This window comes from Arthrobacter sp. 05T423 (assembly GCF_056396245.1).
In genome coordinates this window covers 25,427-42,538 of record NZ_JBFTLC010000003.1, presented here as the reverse complement: position 1 = coordinate 42,538, position 17,112 = coordinate 25,427, and the positions used below count along the sequence as shown (strand labels likewise).

The 17,112-nt window shown below is 68.6% G+C and carries 14 protein-coding genes and 1 tRNA gene; 7 read left to right on the top strand and 8 right to left on the bottom strand.

What is annotated here, in order from left to right; genetic code table 11:
• Window positions 1-28 precede the first annotated feature (28 nt).
• Complete coding sequence (locus tag AC1DFE_RS04000; protein ID WP_476904764.1) at window positions 29-976, bottom strand: RluA family pseudouridine synthase; 948 nt, start codon at window positions 974-976, stop codon at window positions 29-31.
• Between the two features lie 173 nt (window positions 977-1,149).
• Here AC1DFE_RS04000 and AC1DFE_RS03995 point away from each other — a divergent pair, with 173 nt between their 5' ends.
• Both AC1DFE_RS03995 and AC1DFE_RS03990 read left to right on the top strand, forming a co-directional pair.
• A complete protein-coding gene (locus AC1DFE_RS03995) occupies window positions 1,150-1,779 on the top strand; it encodes a helix-turn-helix domain-containing protein (protein WP_476904617.1) in 630 nt (209 codons plus the stop codon).
• Complete coding sequence (locus AC1DFE_RS03990) at window positions 1,772-2,464, top strand: SRPBCC family protein (RefSeq protein ID WP_476904616.1); 693 nt, start codon at window positions 1,772-1,774, stop codon at window positions 2,462-2,464. The genes AC1DFE_RS03995 and AC1DFE_RS03990 overlap by 8 nt, the downstream gene beginning before the upstream one ends.
• 27 nt (window positions 2,465-2,491) lie before the next feature.
• Here AC1DFE_RS03990 and yczR read toward each other — a convergent pair whose 3' ends face one another.
• On the bottom strand, window positions 2,492-3,973 hold the full coding sequence (gene yczR / locus AC1DFE_RS03985; protein ID WP_476904615.1) for a MocR-like transcription factor YczR: 1,482 nt from the start codon (window positions 3,971-3,973) through the stop codon (window positions 2,492-2,494).
• Between the two features lie 60 nt (window positions 3,974-4,033).
• Here yczR and yczE point away from each other — a divergent pair, with 60 nt between their 5' ends.
• A complete protein-coding gene (yczE, locus tag AC1DFE_RS03980) occupies window positions 4,034-4,687 on the top strand; it encodes a membrane protein YczE (protein WP_476904614.1) in 654 nt (217 codons plus the stop codon).
• A gap of 59 nt (window positions 4,688-4,746) precedes the next feature.
• Here yczE and AC1DFE_RS03975 read toward each other — a convergent pair whose 3' ends face one another.
• The 4 genes from AC1DFE_RS03975 to AC1DFE_RS03960 all read right to left on the bottom strand — a co-directional run bounded on the left by AC1DFE_RS03975 (window position 4,747) and on the right by AC1DFE_RS03960 (window position 13,120).
• On the bottom strand, window positions 4,747-5,664 hold the full coding sequence (locus AC1DFE_RS03975; RefSeq protein ID WP_476904613.1) for an Fpg/Nei family DNA glycosylase: 918 nt from the start codon (window positions 5,662-5,664) through the stop codon (window positions 4,747-4,749).
• On the bottom strand, window positions 5,657-10,744 hold the full coding sequence (locus tag AC1DFE_RS03970) for an Lhr family helicase (RefSeq protein ID WP_476904612.1): 5,088 nt from the start codon (window positions 10,742-10,744) through the stop codon (window positions 5,657-5,659). Before AC1DFE_RS03970 ends, AC1DFE_RS03975 begins: the two co-directional genes overlap by 8 nt.
• 51 nt (window positions 10,745-10,795) lie before the next feature.
• On the bottom strand, window positions 10,796-12,286 hold the full coding sequence (locus AC1DFE_RS03965) for an FAD-dependent oxidoreductase (RefSeq protein ID WP_476904611.1): 1,491 nt from the start codon (window positions 12,284-12,286) through the stop codon (window positions 10,796-10,798).
• Between the two features lie 159 nt (window positions 12,287-12,445).
• Window positions 12,446-13,120: a DUF4232 domain-containing protein gene (locus AC1DFE_RS03960; protein WP_476904610.1), complete on the bottom strand. Its 675-nt coding sequence runs from the start codon at window positions 13,118-13,120 to the stop codon at window positions 12,446-12,448.
• Between the two features lie 258 nt (window positions 13,121-13,378).
• Here AC1DFE_RS03960 and AC1DFE_RS03955 point away from each other — a divergent pair, with 258 nt between their 5' ends.
• Window positions 13,379-14,023, top strand: coding sequence for an efflux RND transporter permease subunit (locus tag AC1DFE_RS03955; RefSeq protein WP_476904609.1), 645 nt, complete (start codon window positions 13,379-13,381; stop codon window positions 14,021-14,023).
• A 3-nt stretch (window positions 14,024-14,026) separates the two neighbouring features.
• Here AC1DFE_RS03955 and AC1DFE_RS03950 read toward each other — a convergent pair whose 3' ends face one another.
• Window positions 14,027-14,608 (bottom strand): SRPBCC family protein, encoded by a 582-nt coding sequence (locus AC1DFE_RS03950; protein ID WP_476904608.1) that lies wholly within the window; start codon window positions 14,606-14,608, stop codon window positions 14,027-14,029.
• A gap of 105 nt (window positions 14,609-14,713) precedes the next feature.
• On the opposite strand from AC1DFE_RS03950, the gene AC1DFE_RS03945 reads away from it, so the two are divergent.
• Window positions 14,714-15,067, top strand: coding sequence for a hypothetical protein (locus AC1DFE_RS03945; protein WP_476904607.1), 354 nt, complete (start codon window positions 14,714-14,716; stop codon window positions 15,065-15,067).
• Between the two features lie 372 nt (window positions 15,068-15,439).
• Here the strand turns inward: AC1DFE_RS03945 and AC1DFE_RS03940 are convergent.
• Window positions 15,440-15,529, bottom strand: a tRNA-Ser gene (locus AC1DFE_RS03940).
• 137 nt (window positions 15,530-15,666) lie between these two features.
• Between AC1DFE_RS03940 and AC1DFE_RS03935 the strand changes: the two genes are divergently transcribed.
• Together AC1DFE_RS03935 and AC1DFE_RS03930 are read left to right on the top strand one after the other, a co-directional pair.
• Window positions 15,667-16,710, top strand: coding sequence for a zinc-dependent alcohol dehydrogenase (locus AC1DFE_RS03935; protein ID WP_476904606.1), 1,044 nt, complete (start codon window positions 15,667-15,669; stop codon window positions 16,708-16,710).
• 3 nt (window positions 16,711-16,713) lie between these two features.
• Complete coding sequence (locus tag AC1DFE_RS03930) at window positions 16,714-17,112, top strand: 6-pyruvoyl trahydropterin synthase family protein (protein WP_476904605.1); 399 nt, start codon at window positions 16,714-16,716, stop codon at window positions 17,110-17,112.

The following is a 17,112-nucleotide window of genomic DNA, read 5'->3' as shown; positions in this document are numbered from 1 at the left end:
CCTTCCCGGCTGGCCGGCGTCGGCCTGGTTAGGGCCCTTCGCTTAGCTGCAGGCGGCTGCGGTACTCGACGGGCTTCTTCGTGATGGGGTCCACGAACCGGATGCCGCGTGCCAGCAGTTGGAGCGGTTTGGTGTAGTCGTCGGGTGCCTTGTCCAGCAGGTCGGGGTAGAACGAGTCGTGCAGGATGCCCAGCCCCAGCGAGGCCATGTGCACCCGAAGCTGGTGGGTTTTTCCCGAATGCGGTTCGAGCCGGTAGAGGCCAAGGCGGCCTGCGGCTGCATGGCGGCCGGCACCAGCAGCCTCGAACGTGCGCAGCAGGTCGATGCGGGTCTCCGCGTTCGGTTCGCCGTCGATGACCTCCGCCAGCAGGTAGCTGCGGGACTTCGTCATCCGGTTGCGGACCACCACCGGGAAGTCGACGGCGGGATGCCCGGCAGCCGGTTCTGCGGCAGACACACACTCATATTCCTTCTGGACCTGGCGCTTCTCGAACAGCACCTGGTACTTCCCCCGGGTCCCGGGGTTGGTCGAAAGCAGGAGGATGCCGGCGGTCATGCGGTCCAGGCGGTGCATCGGGATCAGGTCCGGGAGATCGAGCTGGTTGCGGAGCCGGACCAGCGCCGATTCCTGGATGTAGGTGCCGCCCGGGGTGGTGGGCAGGAAGTGCGGCTTGTCCACCACCAGGATGTGCTCGTCCTGGTGCAGGATGTTCAGCTCCACGGGCAGGCGGGTTTCGGGCGGCAGCGTGCGGTAGTACCAGATGAAGGTGTGGTCCTCCAGCCTGGTGCCACGGTGCAGCGGGATGCCGCCCTCGCCCACGATCTCGCCGGCGTCGAACCGGTCCTCGATGCCCTGGGGGTCGATGTGGCCCCAGCGGTGCATCATGTAGTCCATTGCGGTGTCCCAGGGGCCCCCGTCCGGGAGGCGCAGGCGGGTCGCGTTCACGCCGTCGCGCACGGGAAGAGGGGATTGCATCACCGGTCCATTCTACTTTGCCTGCCCCGGCCCGCCCCGCCTCCCGCCCCATTTCGACGGTTCCCCGCCCACTCGACGGCCCGCGACGTCGAACCTGCAGGGAACCGTCTAAATGGCCACGGACAAGAAAAAAGTTCTTGACAAGTAAAATTGTCGGTGCGGATACTTGAACCATGTTGGACATCGAAGTGATCGAGGACCCGGCGGCGGCGGAGGCTTCGCTGGATCCCATCCGGACCCGCATCCTCCAGGAGCTGGCGGAGCCCGGCTCCGCGACGCAGCTCGCCGCGAAGCTGGGGCTGCCGCGGCAGAAGGTGAACTACCACCTCAAGGCGCTGGAGCGGCACGGCCTGGTCGAGCTGGTGGAAGAGCGCCGCAAGGGCAACGTCACCGAACGCGTGCTGCGGGCCACGGCAGCGTCCTACCTCATCTCCCCGGTAGCGCTGCAGTCGGTGGCGCCGGACCCGCACCGCTTCGCGGACCGTTTCTCCGCCTTTTGGCTGCTGGCGCTCGCCGGCCGCACGGTCCAGGAAATGGGGAAGCTCATCGCCGGTGCTGCCGCAGCGCGGCAGAAACTCGCCACGTTCGCGATCGACGGCGAGATCACCTTTCGCACCGCTGCGGACCGGGCGGCGTTCGCCGAAGACCTGGGCGTGGCCGTCACCCGGCTCGTGGACAAGTACCACCACGGCGGCGCCGGCGGACGGAAGCACCGGCTCGTCGTCGCGCTTCACCCGGCACTCAAGCCGGAAATCACGGACTCAACCCAAACCATCCCAGCCAAGGAGCAGGACAATGACTGACGACAGGAACTTCGAGATTGTTTTTGATACTGAGCTGCCGGGCACTCCCGAGCGCGTCTGGGAAGCCGTCACCAAGGGAACTCCGGGCTGGATGTTCCCGACCGACCAGTGGCCGGACGTGAAGACCGTGGAGGAGTATCCGCGCCACCTGGTGTCGCGCATGGACGGGCCGGACGGCTGGTTCAACCAGCTGGAGCACGTACTGGAACCGCTCGACGGCGGCCGGGCCAGGCTTCACTATGTCCACAGCGGCATCTTCGCGGACGACTGGGACCAGCAGTACGACGGCGCCAGCAGACACACGGAGTTCTACCTCCACACGCTGGGCCAGTACCTGAAGCATTTCGATGGCCAGCCCGTGGTTTTCACGGATATCCAGGGGCCCGCCGCGTCGCAGACGCGGGACGGCTTTGTGCAGCTCAAGAAGGCGCTCGGGCTGGAGAACGCGGCGCAGGGGGACGCTTTTGAGGTGGAGGTCGACGGCGTGGGGCGGCTTTCGGGGCAGGTGGACTTCTCGAACGGGAACTTCCTGGGCCTGCGGACTGGGGACACCCTCTATCGCTTCTTTGGCCGCAATGCGTTCGGCGCACCCGTAGGCATGACCGTCCACGACTTCAGCGGCAGCGGGGACTCCGGGGCAACTGCCAGTGCCTGGGGTGCGCTCCTCGAAAAGGTCTACGCGTAGGCCGACGCGCATCCCTAGCCGCCGGACTCAGGCGATGGCGGCGGCGGGGGAGTCCCTGAGTGTCCGCCGCAACTGCGGGGCGGCGTCCAGCCTGTCCTGGGCGGCCCGCAGCGCGAGGACAGCCGTTTCCAGCTGGTCCGGCGGCAGGGTGAACGGAATGCGGAGAAAGTTCTCAAACACACCGCCCACGCCAAAACGCGGCCCGGCGGCGAGGCGGATGCCGAGCTCCGGGGCGATCACGGTCAGTGCCGTGCTGCTGGGGGACGGCAGCCGGCACCAGACGGCCAGGCCGCCGTCGGGCCATTCCGCCTCCCACCGCGGAAGGTGGACCTTGAGCAGCGCCAGCAGTGCGGAGCGGTTTTCCCGGAGCGCGGACAGGCGGCCCGGCAGCGGATCGGCCAGGCTGCGCACCAAGTGGGCCGCAGCAAGCTGTTCCACTACCGGACCGCCAAGATCCATGGTGGTCCGGACGGCCGCGAACCGCTGAACCAGGCTCTCCGACGCGCGAATCCAGCCGGTACGCATACCCGCCCAGTGGGACTTGCTCAGCGATCCGATGGAGACCACGGCCGGACTGAAGGAAGCCAGCGGAGCCGTTGTGCCGCCGTCGAGGTTCAACTCACGGAGCGTTTCATCCACCACCAGGACTGTGCCGGACGCTGCGGCGGCTCGGACCAGCCGGCGCCGCTGCCCGTCGGGCATCAGCCGGCCGGTGGGGTTGTGGAAGTCCGGGACGGTGTAGGCCATACGGGGACGGTGCTGCGTCAGCGCGGATTCGGTCGAGTCCAGATCCCAGCCCCGCTCCGACGCGGGCGGCAGGGGCACCGGTATAATTCGGCAGCCTGTGGCGCGGATGGCGTCGAGCGCATTCGGGTACGTCGGCTGCTCCACGAGCACCTTGTCCTGCTTTGCGACCAGCGCCCGCAGCACGATGTTGAGGGCATGCTGCGCGCCGGACGTCACCAGGATCTGTCCGGCCGCGGTGGGCACGCCGGCGTCGGCATAGCGGCGGGCAATCGCCTCCCGGAGGGCCGGCACACCCAGGGCGTCGTAGCCGAAGCCGGGAAGCAGTGCGGGCAGTTCAGTGATGGCGCGGGCGAAGGCCTGGTGGACCGCTTCGCCGCTGGCCGGGAGCGACGCGTAGGCGAGGTCAATGACGCCATCGGGAACAGCCAGGCCCGGCGCCCCCGACAGTCCCGCTCCGGAGTCCCGCTCCTTGCCAGCGCCGTACGCCGTCCGCGGCAGGCACGTGCGGCCGCGTGTGCCCTGGCCGCTGCTCAGGAACCCCTGTTCACGCAGACTGGAATAGGCCGCCGTCACCGTGGTGCGGCTGACGGCGAGGGTGGCGGACAGCGTCCGTTCGCTGGGCAGTGCCGTGCCCAGCGGGATGCGTCCGTCCAGGACCAAAAGACGCACGACGTCGGCCAGCTCGCGGTAGGCGGGCGCGTTGCCGTGGTGCCACTGGCCCAGGAGGCGGGCCAGGGCGGTGGGGGTGAGTGATCCGGACATGAGGCCAGTATTTCAAACTGGCCATGGAAAACAAGGCCAGTTCTGCAGGAGGATGGTGCGATGATGATCCGCAGACTTCTCCAGCTCTTCACCGGCCTCGCTATGTACGGCATTTCGCTTGCCCTGTTCATCCGGGCCGGGCTTGGCCTGGACCCGTGGGATGTGTTCCACCAGGGTGTTGCCGGCAGGACAGGCCTGAGCATCGGCGTGGTGGTCATCATCGTCAGCTTCCTGGTGCTCCTGCTGTGGATTCCGCTGCGGCAGCGGCCGGGCTTCGGCACCCTCTGCAACGCCGTCCTCGTGGGCGTCTTTGCCGACGTCGGGCTGGCCCTGATCCCTGCGTTCTCGCACCTCGGCGGCCAGATCGCGCTGCTGGGCGGTGCGGTGCTGCTCAACGCGATCGCGTCCGCGTGCTACATCGGCGCCCGCTTCGGTCCCGGCGCCCGGGACGGGCTCATGACGGGCCTGGCCCGGCGCACCGGCTGGTCCGTGCGCCTGTCGCGGACGCTGATCGAAGTGGTGGTGCTCGCCGCGGGCTGGCTCCTGGGCGGCTCAGTCGGCGTGGGAACCGTGGTTTATGCGCTGGCGATCGGGCCGCTGGTTCAGCTCCTGCTGCCGTACTTCCTGGTTCCGGCCGCCGGGGCGGGGATGGCCGTTGATTCCAGGTATGGGGACCGCGAGGGTCAGTCCGAGGAGCGGGCGGCCGCTTCCTGACCGCTGTTTGCCTGCGACCGTTTTCCCGACACTGTTTGGCGCGTCAGTTTCCGCGGCCGTCAGGCTTCGGCGGCGCCCAAGAGGGGCTGGCATGTTGGGCAGAAGTAGATGTCGCGTTCTTCGGTGACCGCCGCTGGGGCGCTGCCGGGTCTGCCCGGCGCAGCGGTTCTCGGAACACTGTTGCCCGGCATGCTCCTGCCCGGCACACTCTTGCCCAGCACGCCGTGGCGGATGGGCGTCCGGCAGCGCAGGCACGGCTGGTGCTCGCGGCGGTACACCCAGTAGCCCGGCCGGCCGGCCGCGCGGCCCACCGGAGTTCCGCGGGCGTTGAGCACGGTGGTCCGGCGGCCCGGCCCGAGGTTCGCCTCCAGCAGTTGCTTGGCGTCGGCAAACATCGCAGGCCAGTCCTTCACCGCGGCCACGGGTGATGCCGGGTGGATGCCGGCCAGGAAGCACACCTCGCAGCGGTAGATGTTCCCGATGCCCGCGAGGTTGCTCTGGTCCAGCAGTGCCACCCCGACCGGGACGTCGGGCCGCGCCGCGATCCGTCGCTCGGCCTCGGCCGGGTCCCAGTCCGGGCCCAGCAGGTCTGGGCCGAGGAATCCGACAGCCTTGTCCTCGTCGCTGGTCTTGATCACCTCAAGCAGGCCAAGGGAAAATCCGACGGCGTCAGCAGCGGCGGTGCGGAGCACGCACCGTGCCGTGAATCCCGGCTTCCGCCACCGGCCGCCCGGCGGGTAAACCTGCCAGCTGCCCTCCATCTTCAGGTGCGAGTGGATGGTCAGCCGCTCCTGGGCCGGCCCGACCAGCCGCATGAGCAGGTGCTTGCCGCGGGGGACAACTTCCGCCATGGTCCAGCCCGCAAGGTCCAGTGTGGCGAACCGGGGCACACGGAAGTCCGAGGCGAGAAGTGTCTGTCCGGCGAGGGCTGTGTGCAGTTGGCTGGCAGCGCGCCAGATGGAGTCGCCTTCAGGCACGGATCCTCAGCCCCTTGGGTGTGGAATAGGCCCCCGCTGCGGTCAGCGCCGAGGCGGCCGGAGTGTCGAGGATGCCGTGGCCGTTGACCTTTTCCATGACGAGTTTGTCCACGGCCCCCCGCCTTACCACGTCCACCAGTGCACCGGCCGCGGCGCCGAGGACTGCTTCGTCTTCGGTGAAGACGAGCAGCGTCTTGCCACCGCGTTCCACGTACAGCACCAGCGCGCCGTCGACCAGCACCACCAGAGCGCCGGCCTTCCGCCCGGGACGGTGCCCGCTGCCCGCTTCGACGTTGCCGGCGGGCCACGACAGCGCGGCGCCGTAGGGGTTGGCCGGATCTGTTGCCGCCAACGCAAGGGCCACGGTTTCCGGCTTGGCCAGCTGGGCGTCCTCGGTGTACGAGCGCAGCCGGTCGACTGTGGCGGGCACCGCGAACTGGGCGGCGCCGAGATGCTCGATGAAGTACCCCCGCCTGCACCGTCCGGCCTCCTCCAGCCGGGCCAGGACCTTGTACATCAGCCCGAACCCGCCCAGGATGTTCTCGGCCATCACCGATCCGCGGGTGACTACGCCGTACCTGTCGAGCAGCAACTCCGCGGTGGCGCGGGCATGGATCGTGGGATCGAGCTCGGGCGTGGGGAGCGCGGACCAGCGCCCGGCGGCGAGCGGCGGGGTGGGGACTGCGCCGCCGGCTGACCCGTAGCGTCCACCGGACAGGCCCGGAGAGCCGAGCAGCCCCGTGCCGTGCGAGCGCCCCAGCCTGCTGAGGCGCGGCGCCCTGGCCCGCGGCGCGCGCGCAACCTGCCGGTGCGCGGTATGCCCGCCGGCAATCAGGGACCGGACAGGGGCGAACGTGTCCCCGGTGACCCGTCCCGCCCACGCGAGATCCCAGATCGCAGACACTACGTCATGGTCGCCCAGCACCGCGTCCATGCCGCCGGCAATGTCTGTGAGCTGCCGGAAGAAGTAGCCGCCGCCGTTGGCCTGCAGGTGGTCAAGGAGCCGGCGCTGGGCGTCGCCCGGTTCAAATTCCGGGGCCGGGTTCAGCGTCAGTTCCACCGAATCCGCCAGATGCAGGCTGATCCAGCCGTCATTTCCCGGCAGCGCACCGGCCCCTGACCAGAGGACCTCCCCGGCGGCCATGAGCTCGTCCAGCATGGCGGGCTGGTAGTTGGACACCCGGCTCGCGAGCACCAGCGGTTCCCAGGCGGAGGCGGGTATGGGCACGCCGGAGAGCTGGTCCACGGCGGTGATGATGCTGTCGAGTCCGCGCAGCGCCGCCTGTCCCCGTCCCGGGCCCGGAGCGCGGACATGTTGCCAGGCCGGCAGGAACCTGCCGTAGGCGGTGATGTCCACGGGCTCCACCTCGGCACGCAGCGCGGCGAGCGATCGGCGGCGGAGCTTCCGGAGGACTTCGGCGTCGCACCATTCGCTGCCGGCCAAGGCCACCGCGGCTGAGGCAACGGCCGAGGCGGCGGCCGCTTCGGCCACCGGGCCGGAACCGGAATCGGCCACGGCGGCAGCGGCGCTTTCGCCGGCGGCGGACTCGGCGTGGGGACGGAACTCCCCTTCCACCACGCGGCCGTCGTCCGCGAGCCGCTTCAGGGCTGTTCCGACGACGGCGGGACCAAGTCCCAGCCTGGCCGCGGCCTCGGCGGCCGTGAACGGACCGTGCGTCCGGGCGTAGCGCGAGACGAGGTCGCCCAACGGGTCCGCCACCGGCTCGATGAAGGCAAGGGGGACACCCATGGGCAGCGGGACACCGATGGCGTCGCGCAACCTGGCGGCGTCCTCCACCGCGGCAAAACGTTCGACGCCGGCAAGGATCACCTTGATGGCCCGGTTCGCCCGCTGGAGGGCCGCGAGGTGGGCGGCGGCTTCGGCTGCTGTGGCCTCGGACGGCGGGGTGTCAGTTTCGGCAGGCTTGGTTTCGGCAGGCCCGGCCAGCGGGGCATTGGTGTCGGCGGGCTCAGCCGGCGGCGCAAGCCTGGCGGCAACTTCCCCTGGGGCCAGGGGCCCAAGCAGCCGGAGCAGATCGGCCACGCCCTCCAGGCCGCGGACCTTCCGGTCGGGGGCAAGGCGCTGGAGTTCGCGTTCCGTGGCGTCGATGACCCTGGCGTCCAGGAGTTCGCGCAGTTCCACGCGGCCCAGGAGTTCGTTGAGCAGGGTGGAATCCAAAGCCAGCGCGGCCGCCCGGCGTTCGGCAAGCGGGGAATCGCCTTCGTAGAGGAACTGCGCCACGTAGCCGAACAGCAAGGACTTGGCGAACGGGGACGGCTGCTGGGTGGTGGTCTGGACAATCCGGAGTTCGCGACGTTCAACCGAGGCGGCGATGTCCTTCAGTGCCGGCAAATCGTACACATCCTGCAGGCACTCGCGGATGGTTTCCAGCACGATCGGGAACGACGGGTATTTCCGCGCGACGTCCAGCAGCTGGGCGGAACGCTGCCGCTGCTGCCACAGCGGCTGCCGTTTGCCGGGGGTCTGCCGGGGCAGCAGCAGGGCACGCGCGGCGCACTCGCGGAAGCGGGACGCGAACAGGGCGCTGCCGCCCACCTCGGCGGTGACAATCTGCTCCAGCTCCTCGGGATCGAACAGGAACAGCTCGGCGCCGGGAGGTTCGTCCTCCATCATGGGAACGCGGAGCACGATGCCGTCGTCGGCGGCCATGGCCGACCCGTCCAGGCCGTACCGCTGGTGCAGCCGCTGACCCACCGCGAGGGCCCAGGGCGCATGGACCGGCATGCCGAACGGGCTGTGAAGAATGACCCGCCAGTCGCCGAGTTCATCGTGGAACCGTTCCACCACGAGCGTCGTGTCGCTGGGGACCACCTCGGTGGCCAGCTTCTGTTCCGACAGGTACTGCAGCAGGTTGTTCGCGGCGAAGTCATCAAGGCCGCTGGCCTTGCAGCGTTCGGTGGCGGGGCCGACGTCGGACGCTGACAGTTCACGGACGAACGCGCCGAGGGCACGGCCCAGGTCCACGGGACGTCCCAGCGAGTCGCCCTTCCAGAAGGGCAGCTTGCCGGGCTGGCCGAAGGCGGGCGAGACGAGCACGCGGTCGTGCGTGATGTCCTCGATTTTCCAGCTGGTGGCCCCCAGAGCGAAGATGTCGCCGACGCGGGATTCGTAGACCATCTCCTCGTCGAGCTCGCCCACCCGGCGGCCTCCCTTGGCCGGGGCCGCTGTGGACCCCTTTCCGTCACCCGCTCCGGCAGGGGACGCCGATCCCTCGGTCTCCGTGCCGATGATGTAGACGCCAAACAGCCCGCGGTCCGGGATGGTGCCGCCGGACGTGACCGCCAGCCGCTGGGCACCCGGCCTGCCCTCGATGGTCCCGGCGTTGCGGTCCCAGACGATCCGGGGGCGGAGCTCGGCGAACTCATCCGAGGGGTAGCGCCCGGCCAGCAAATCCAGCGTGGCCTCGAAGGCGGACCGGGGGAGCGAGGCGAACGGCGCCGAACGGCGGACGGTGGAGAACCATTCCTCCACGTCGATGCTGCCCAGCGCGGTGGCCGCGACGGTCTGCTGGGCCAGGATGTCCAAGGGGTTGGCCGGGACACTGAGCCGCTCGATCTTGCCGTCCAGCATGCGCTCAACCGTGATGGCGGTGTGTACGAGGTCAGCCCGGTGCTTGGGGAAGAGGTAGCCCTGGGAAATCTCGCCCACCTGGTGCCCGGCGCGGCCCACACGCTGCAGCCCGCTGGCCACGGAGGGCGGGGACTCCACCTGCACCACGAGGTCCACGGCACCCATGTCGATGCCGAGTTCCAGCGAGGACGTGGCCACAACGCAGCGCAGCCGGCCGGATTTGAGGTCGTCCTCGATCAGGGCACGCTGGTCCTTGGACACGGAACCATGGTGGGCCCGTGCCAGCAGCGGTTCGGCCCCAGCGGTACTTCCCGCCTGCGCCATCATGTGGGCGGGCGTGCCGGTGGAGACCGGGACGCCCCCGGGCGGGGGTGGACCGGGATCATCCCAGCCGCCGCCCACTGTCAGGAGCTGGCGTTCCGCGTGGATCTCGTTGAGCCGCGCGGTCAGGCGTTCCGCCAGCCGGCGCGAGTTGGCAAAGACGATGGTGGACTGGTTGGCCAGCACCAGGTCAACGATTTTTTCCTCGACATGGGGCCAGATGGAGGCCTGCGGCTGCAAACCTGACGCCGGGCCGGAATCGAAGGCCCCGGCGGCGCCCTGGAGATCGGACATGTCCTCCACTGGGACGGACACCGTGAGGTCCCAGTTCTTCCGCGAGGGCGGGGCCACGATTTCCACCGGGGCGGTACCGGCCAGGAACTGCGCCACGAGTTCGCGCGGTTCCACGGTGGCCGAGAGCCCGATCCGCTGGGCGGGCGCGGGCAACAGCGCGTCGAGCCGCTCGAGCGAGACAGCGAGATGCGCACCCCGCTTGGTACCGGCCACGGCGTGGACCTCGTCCACAATGACGGTGTGCACCTCGCTGAGCGTTTCCCGCGCCTTGGAAGTGAGCATCAGGAAGAGGGATTCGGGGGTGGTGATCAGGATGTCCGGCGGGTTGCTGAGCTGGGCACGACGGTCCGCGGCGGGGGTGTCGCCGGACCGGACTCCGACGGTGATCAGGGGCGCAGGCAGGTCCAGCCGCTTGGCGGTCTGGGTGATGCCGATGAGCGGGGACCGGAGGTTGCGTTCGACGTCGACGCCAAGCGCCTTGAGCGGGGAGATGTACAGTACACGGGTTTTCCGCTTGGGCTTCCGTGCCCGGGACTGTTTGGATTTGGCGCGTGCCGGGGGTTCTTCGAGGCCGGGCAGGGGGGTTCCATCAGGCGCGTCAGCGTCAGCGTCAGGCACGGCGGGTGCAGCAGGCCCGGACACCAGGAGCCGGTCCAGCGCCCAGAGGAACGCCGCGAGGGTCTTGCCGGAGCCGGTGGGCGCGACGACGAGGGCGTGCGAACCCGATGAAATCGCGTTCCAGGCACCCTGCTGGGCGGGCGTGGGCTCGGAAAACGCACCGAGGAACCACTCCCTGGTGGGCCGGCTGAACTGGCCCATCGAGTCCCCGGTGGACGTGCCGGCGGACATGCCGGCGGGCTCCTGCGACTGCATGCCTCCATCATGCCCTACGGTACTGACACCATGAGGAGCACCAGGCATGCCTTACTCGGCAGCCGGAAGGTCCCGGGTTGCCGGGCCCTCCAGAACCTGCCCTGTGCTGCTGAAACGGGAGCCGTGCAGCGGGCAGTCCCAGGACTTCTCGTTGTCGTTCCAGTGCAGGATCCCGCCCAGGTGCGTGCAGACCGCGGACAGGCTGCACGTCGTTCCATCAACCGTGGAGGTGGCCACGGGCTTCCGTCCGCGCATCGCGACGGCGCCTGTGCCCTCGGCCGGCACGGCGCCGTCCGCCGGAGGCAGTTGCCGGACTCTGCCCCAGTCCTTCGCCAGCGTGGCGGCCACCCCCGCGTTGAGGGTGACGGCAGATGCCGCACCGGGAGGTGATGTCACCCTGCGGTGGATGGTGTTGGCCCACGGCAGCTGGCCTCCGAGGATGTCCGCGGAGATGCCCAGGGATGCAGCCACTGCGTTGGTCATGCCCCATTTGTTGTAGCCGGTGGCGAAGAAGATGCGCCCGCGGCCGCGGGGGAGCTTGCCGAAGAACGGCATGAGGTTGGTGGCCTGGTAATCCTGCGCGGACCAGGTGTGCGTGACAGTGGCACCGGGGAAGTGTTGCCGTGCCCATGTGAGGACGTTCTCCAGATGTTCCTGTTCCGAGCGCGCCTTTCCCACCGGGTGCCCGTTGCCGCCCACCAGCAGCAGATTCCGGCCGTCCGCCGGGTAGTCCCGGAGGGAGCGCACGGGCTGCTCCACGGAAATGTACATGCCCTCCGGCGGCGTCGCGTTTCCTTCGAGCTCCAGGGCCGCGGCGTAGGAGCGGTTCGGCTTGAGCTTGGCGAAGTAGAGGCCGCGGTTCAGGATGGGGCTGCCCGTGGCCAGCACCACGGAGTCGGCCCGGACTGATCCACGGTCAGCGTGGACGGTTGACGGACCCGCGCCGGTGACGTTCCGCACGCGGACCCCTGTGACGATCCTGCCGCCGTGGCTCCGGACGTCCTCAGCCAGCGCGGTGAGCACATCCATGGGGTTGATCTGTGCCTGCCCGCGAAGTTGCACGGCTCCGCGGATAGGAAACGGCAGCCCCGCATCCCGGACGTAGTCCACCTCCAGGTCGGCGGCGAGGGCAGCGGTGAGTTCAGCGCGGACCGCCTCGGTGCCTTGCTGCGTGGCGGCGTAGGTGTAGGCGTCACGCAGCTGGAACGGCACCCCGCGCTGTTCCATGTACCGCAGCAGCCACGCCTGGCCCTCGCGGTTGCCGGACACATAGGCGTCCACCACCTTCTGGGAGTATTGCTGCCGGAGGGATGAGAGCACCGTGCCCTGCAGCAGGGTGACCTTGGCGGTGGTGTTGCCGGTGGCCACGGCGCCCAGGCCGCGTGCCTCCAGGACAAGCACGTTCTGTCCCGAGCGGGCCAGCAGCAGCGCGGTGGTCAGGCCGGTCAGGCCGGCACCCGCCACCACGGTGTCGTAGGACTCGCCGGGGGTGAACGGATCGCTGGTGAAAGTGTCTGTGCGGTCCAACCAGAGTGACGTCACGTGCCTCAACCTGCCTTTGGCCTGCGTCTTTGTCGCGAGGCGTTCCCGCGGCGGGTCCCGCACTGCCAGAGGGGACCCCGACGTAATCGTAAGTGTACTTACGAAGTAATGGCCGGAACAGGCTTCGGGCAGGGCAGGTTGCCCGTGGCAAGTTTTGCCCTAGCGGGCCTGGAATGCCCCGATGGTCAGGAGCTCAATGGTGGCATTGCTGCAGGCATCCGAGGGCCGTTCCACGAACAGCGACGCCGTGTCCTCCGGCGGGTAGATCCGGAATCCGGCGGCTGCGGTCTTGACACAGTCCGGATAGTTTCCGGCCTGCGTATAGCGGAGCACCGCCGTGCCCGACTTCCCCGGGGCCAGCAGGACATCCTGGACGGCGACCGAGGTGTCACGCTGGGCCGGCGCCCCGATCGGCTGGCCATTGGGCCCGGTGGTCAGGGAAACGCCGGCGAATCCCTTCAGGTGGCAGGCGGCCTTGCCGCTGTTGGTGAGGATCAGCTCCATGTAGACGCTGCCGGCGGCCCCGCCGCCTGTGGCGTCCGTGGTGGCTTTCAGGCCCGAGGCCTTGCAGAGCTGCATGCCGGCGGCAGTGGACTGGGGTGCGGCGGAGGTTGCCGTCGGCGTGGCCGGCTGGGACTGGGTGGGCGAGGCAGAGGACGACGGCGGGGCTGACGTTTCGGGGGCCGACTGGGTGCTCGGGATGGTTGTGCCGGTGGCCGGTCCGGTGGTCCCCTGTGTGGCAGGCTGGCTTGGCCCGCACGCGGTGAGTACCAGCGCCAGTGCGGCAGCCGCCGTCGTCCATGTCAGTCCGTTATTGATTCGCTGAAGCCTCATGGCATTAACATTGCGGCCGTTCCTGCAGGAGTCAACGAAGGCGCGGCGGAGACTCCCATTTGATGCCCGGATTGTGACATCGGCCGTGCCGGCTTCCTCCGTGCGGTTCAAAACGGTTGCCGCCCAAGCGCGGCTACCTCGCGGTCCTGGGCCGGATGGTGAAGCGGCCCGTGGCGGGGTACGCCACGTTCGGTCAAGGGTGTCCGGAACTGCGGCTCCCACATCGGGCAGGCTTTTAACGCCGATGAGGTTGTGGGTGTGTACTTCTGTGAAAACTGGATCAGCATCGATCCCGCGGTGGACTATGACGAGACTCTGGCGTCAATCCATGAAGTGGTGGATGGCTATCCCGGGATCGTTCGCGACGTCCAGACCTACCTGAAGGAGAGAATCCGTGAGGTTCTCACCCGACAGGCGGCGACCAACACCCTGCTGACACTGGCCATCGGGGCGCTGGCGGTGATCTACCTGCTCCTGCAGGTGGCCTTCGGCAGCTGGCGGCTGGCGACGCTGGTGATCCTCACGCTGCCGATTGCCCTGGTGGGCGGGGTGTTCGCCGCCTTCATGGGTGGAGGTGTCCTGTCACTGGGGTCCATTGTGGGCTTCCTGAAGGTCATGGGCATCGCCGCCAGGAACGGCATCCTGCTCATCAACCACTGCCAGCACCTGGAGAAATATGAGGGTGAAAAGTTCGGTCCGGAGCTGGTGCTGCGGGGCGCCGGGGAACGGCTCTCGCCGATCCTCATGACCACTCTGGCCACGGGCCTTGCCCTCGTGCCGCTGGTGGTCCTGGGGAACATCCCCGGCCATGAGATTGAACATCCCATGGCCCTGGTGATCCTTGGCGGGCTGGTGACGTCCACGCTGCTCAACCTGTTCGTGGTCCCAGCCTGTTTTGGCTAACGCCTAGCCACCGGCCCGCTGGTCCATCCGCCGCCCTCGCCCCGCCAGCCGCGGGAACGTGGGCGGCGGTGGTGCCGGGACGGAGTGCGGGCCGGCGCCCGCCCGCCGGCGCCGCAGTTCCAGCGCCAGGCTTTCCTGGCCGCGGGCCATGGCCCAGCGGTGGTTGGCGGCGAACCCGGGTTTCAGCAGCCAGCTGAGCCGCCTCAGCAGCGGCTTGGTGGCACTCACCCGCCAGTCATAGGTGATGAGGACTTCCGGGCCGTCCTGCTCGAACGTCCAGCGTCCGGTCCCGTCCAGGTCGCCGGTTGCGCGGATCGTGAAGCCCCGGCTGGTGATGGGCTCCGTGACGGTCAGCGTCCAGCGGAGGGTGTAGGGGAGCCAGCCCTTGGTATGCAGCCGGGCCATCCGTCCCACGCCGTTCCCCTTGCCCGGATGGATGAGGTCCACCCGGAGGTACACGGAGGGCCACCACCGGGCCAGTCCGACGGGGTCGCCCAGGAGCACCGCGACGTCGTCTGTGGTCCCGGCTACCCGCCAGACTGAGACGAAGGTGTAGTCCGTGCTTTTGCTGCCTTTGGCGTTCATGGGGTGCCTCCTGCCCGCGGAAGATCTGCACTCTATTCAAGCGCGTGCGGCCGGTCCGCCATAGACTGCTGGCGTAAGTCACCACGCCCAAGTTGAGGAGTAGCGATGAACTACAGCGGAAGCCAGTACGAAAAGGCCCTKACCGCGGGGGAGCTTGACCGCAGCCACGTCGGCCAGACGGTGAGCTTTCAGCCGAACGATTTCACCGTGGTGTTCGGCAGGATTGCCGGAATAGCCCGCACCGACGCCCAGGTGTACCTGACCTTGGATGGGGTCGGCGGCGGCACCCACCTGAAGGATGAGTACGACCTGCCCGTGGCGCACGAGGTGTATGTGCAGCTGGATCCGCTGAGCAGCGCAGGAAAAACCATCTCGGATGCCGAGCGGGTCATCAAGGAGAAGCTGGACGAGATCAAAAAGAATCTCCTCGACCGGGAGCAGAAGTCGGGCTCCGAATAACGGCCCAGCGAAGAACCCCGCTGCACCGGAGTGCAGCGGGGTTCTTCTAGGCAACCGCTCCGTATATGGGGGAACACGGAGCGTTCCTGACAAAACTAATGGGAAGCCTGCTTAGTTTTCAAATCGGCGCTCCTTTTTCCCAAGCCGGCGGCGGTATTATCCCGCTACCGTCGCCGTAACGGGTCTCCTCGATCTACGGCTTCGGTAGGCGGCCCGCTCTGCGAACCGGGGAATGAGCGGGCCGCCGCCCCGAGGCGGAAATCGGTCTTGCGGGCCCCGGATCTGCCGGCGGCCGGCCCCTCTCCATCGCGAGGGCAAAGCAAAAGGCGCCTGGTCCGCTGAGAAATCAACGATCCAGACGCCTTCGCTACGTGGCGGTGACGGTGGGATTTGAACCCACGTTGGCTTTTACACCAAACAACATTTCGAGTGTTGCACCTTCGGCCGCTCGGACACGTCACCAACCTGACTAGGGTACCGGAGCAGGGCCCGCATCCCCAAAACGGCATGCTTTTCCACCGCAACCCAGGTCTCCGGCGCGGCCACGCCGGGCCACATCTTCCCGGAAATCAGGGCCGGGCACTAGATTCATAAGCAAGATGAGTACTTTCCAGCAGCATACCGAAGCAACCGCATATTGGACCGTGGGCCCGGGCGAGGGGGAACTGCGCAGCGAGAATCTGTCCGTCCCCGGCCCGGAGGAGGCACTGGTGCGCTCGCTGTATTCGGGCATCAGCAAGGGCACCGAACTCGTGGTCCACAAGGCAGCCGTTCCACCATGCGTCGCCGAGGAGATGCGCGCTCCGCACCAGGAGGGCTCCTTCCCGTCGCCGGTGAAGTTCGGCTACCTGTCCGTGGGGGTGGTGGAGCAGGGCCCGGCGGACTGGGTGCGGCAGACCGTGTTCTGCCTCCACCCGCACCAGGACCGCTACGTGGTTCCGGTGTCCTCGCTCACCCGCGTTCCCGACGGCGTGCCTCCCCGCCGGGCGGTCCTCACCGGCACTGTGGAAACGGCCGTGAACGCCCTGTGGGAGGCGGGGCCAAGGCTGGGCGACCGTATCGCCGTGATCGGCGCCGGGTTGGTGGGCGGCATGGTGGCCAGCCTGCTGCGCACGTTCCCCCTCGCGCGGCTCCAGCTCGTGGACCTGGACCCCGCCCGTAAGGACCTCGCCGACGCGCTCGGCGTGGACTTCGCCCATCCGGACGACGCCCTGCCGGACTGCGACATCGTGTTCCACTGCTCCGCGTCCGAAGGCGGACTGGAACGGAGCCTGAAGCTGGTGGGGGACGAGGGCGACATCATCGAAATGTCCTGGTACGCCGACCGGAAAATCACCATCCCGCTGGGCGAGGACTTCCACGCCCGCAGGCTGTCCATCCGTGCCAGCCAGGTGGGTGCCGTGGCGCGGGCCCGCCGGCACCGCCGGACCAACGCCGACCGGTTGGATCTGGCCGTGTCCCTGCTGGCGGATCCGGTGTTCGATGCCTTCCTTACCGGAGCCTCGGCCTTTACCGAGCTGCCCCGCGTGGTCCAGGACCTGGCCAACGGGCGGCTGGAAGCGCTCTGCCACGTGATTGAATACCCCGCCGCTGATTCCCTAACTGAAGACCACCAGACCGCCACCACCGAAACCGCGAGGTAACCAGTGTTCAGCCTGACCGTACGCCGCCACTTCATGATCGCCCACAGCCTTCCCCGGGAGGCGTTCGGGCCTGCCCAGGGCCTGCACGGGGCCACCTTCGTCGCGGAGGTGACGTTCCGCCGTCGTGCCCTCAACGACGACGCCATCGTGCTGGACATTGGCGCCGCCGGCGGGATGACCGAGGAGGTGCTGGCCGGACTGAACTACCGCAACCTGGACGACCACCCCGACTTCGCCGGGAAACTGAGCACCACCGAGGCGCTGGCGCAGTACATCGCCAACGCCGTCGCGGAGCGCCTGCGGGAGGACGCGGACGGCCGGGAACTCGCTGGCCTGGACGTCACCCTCCGGGAAAACCCCGACGCCTGGGCGAGCTACGCCCTCGACTTCGGCCGCCGCTGA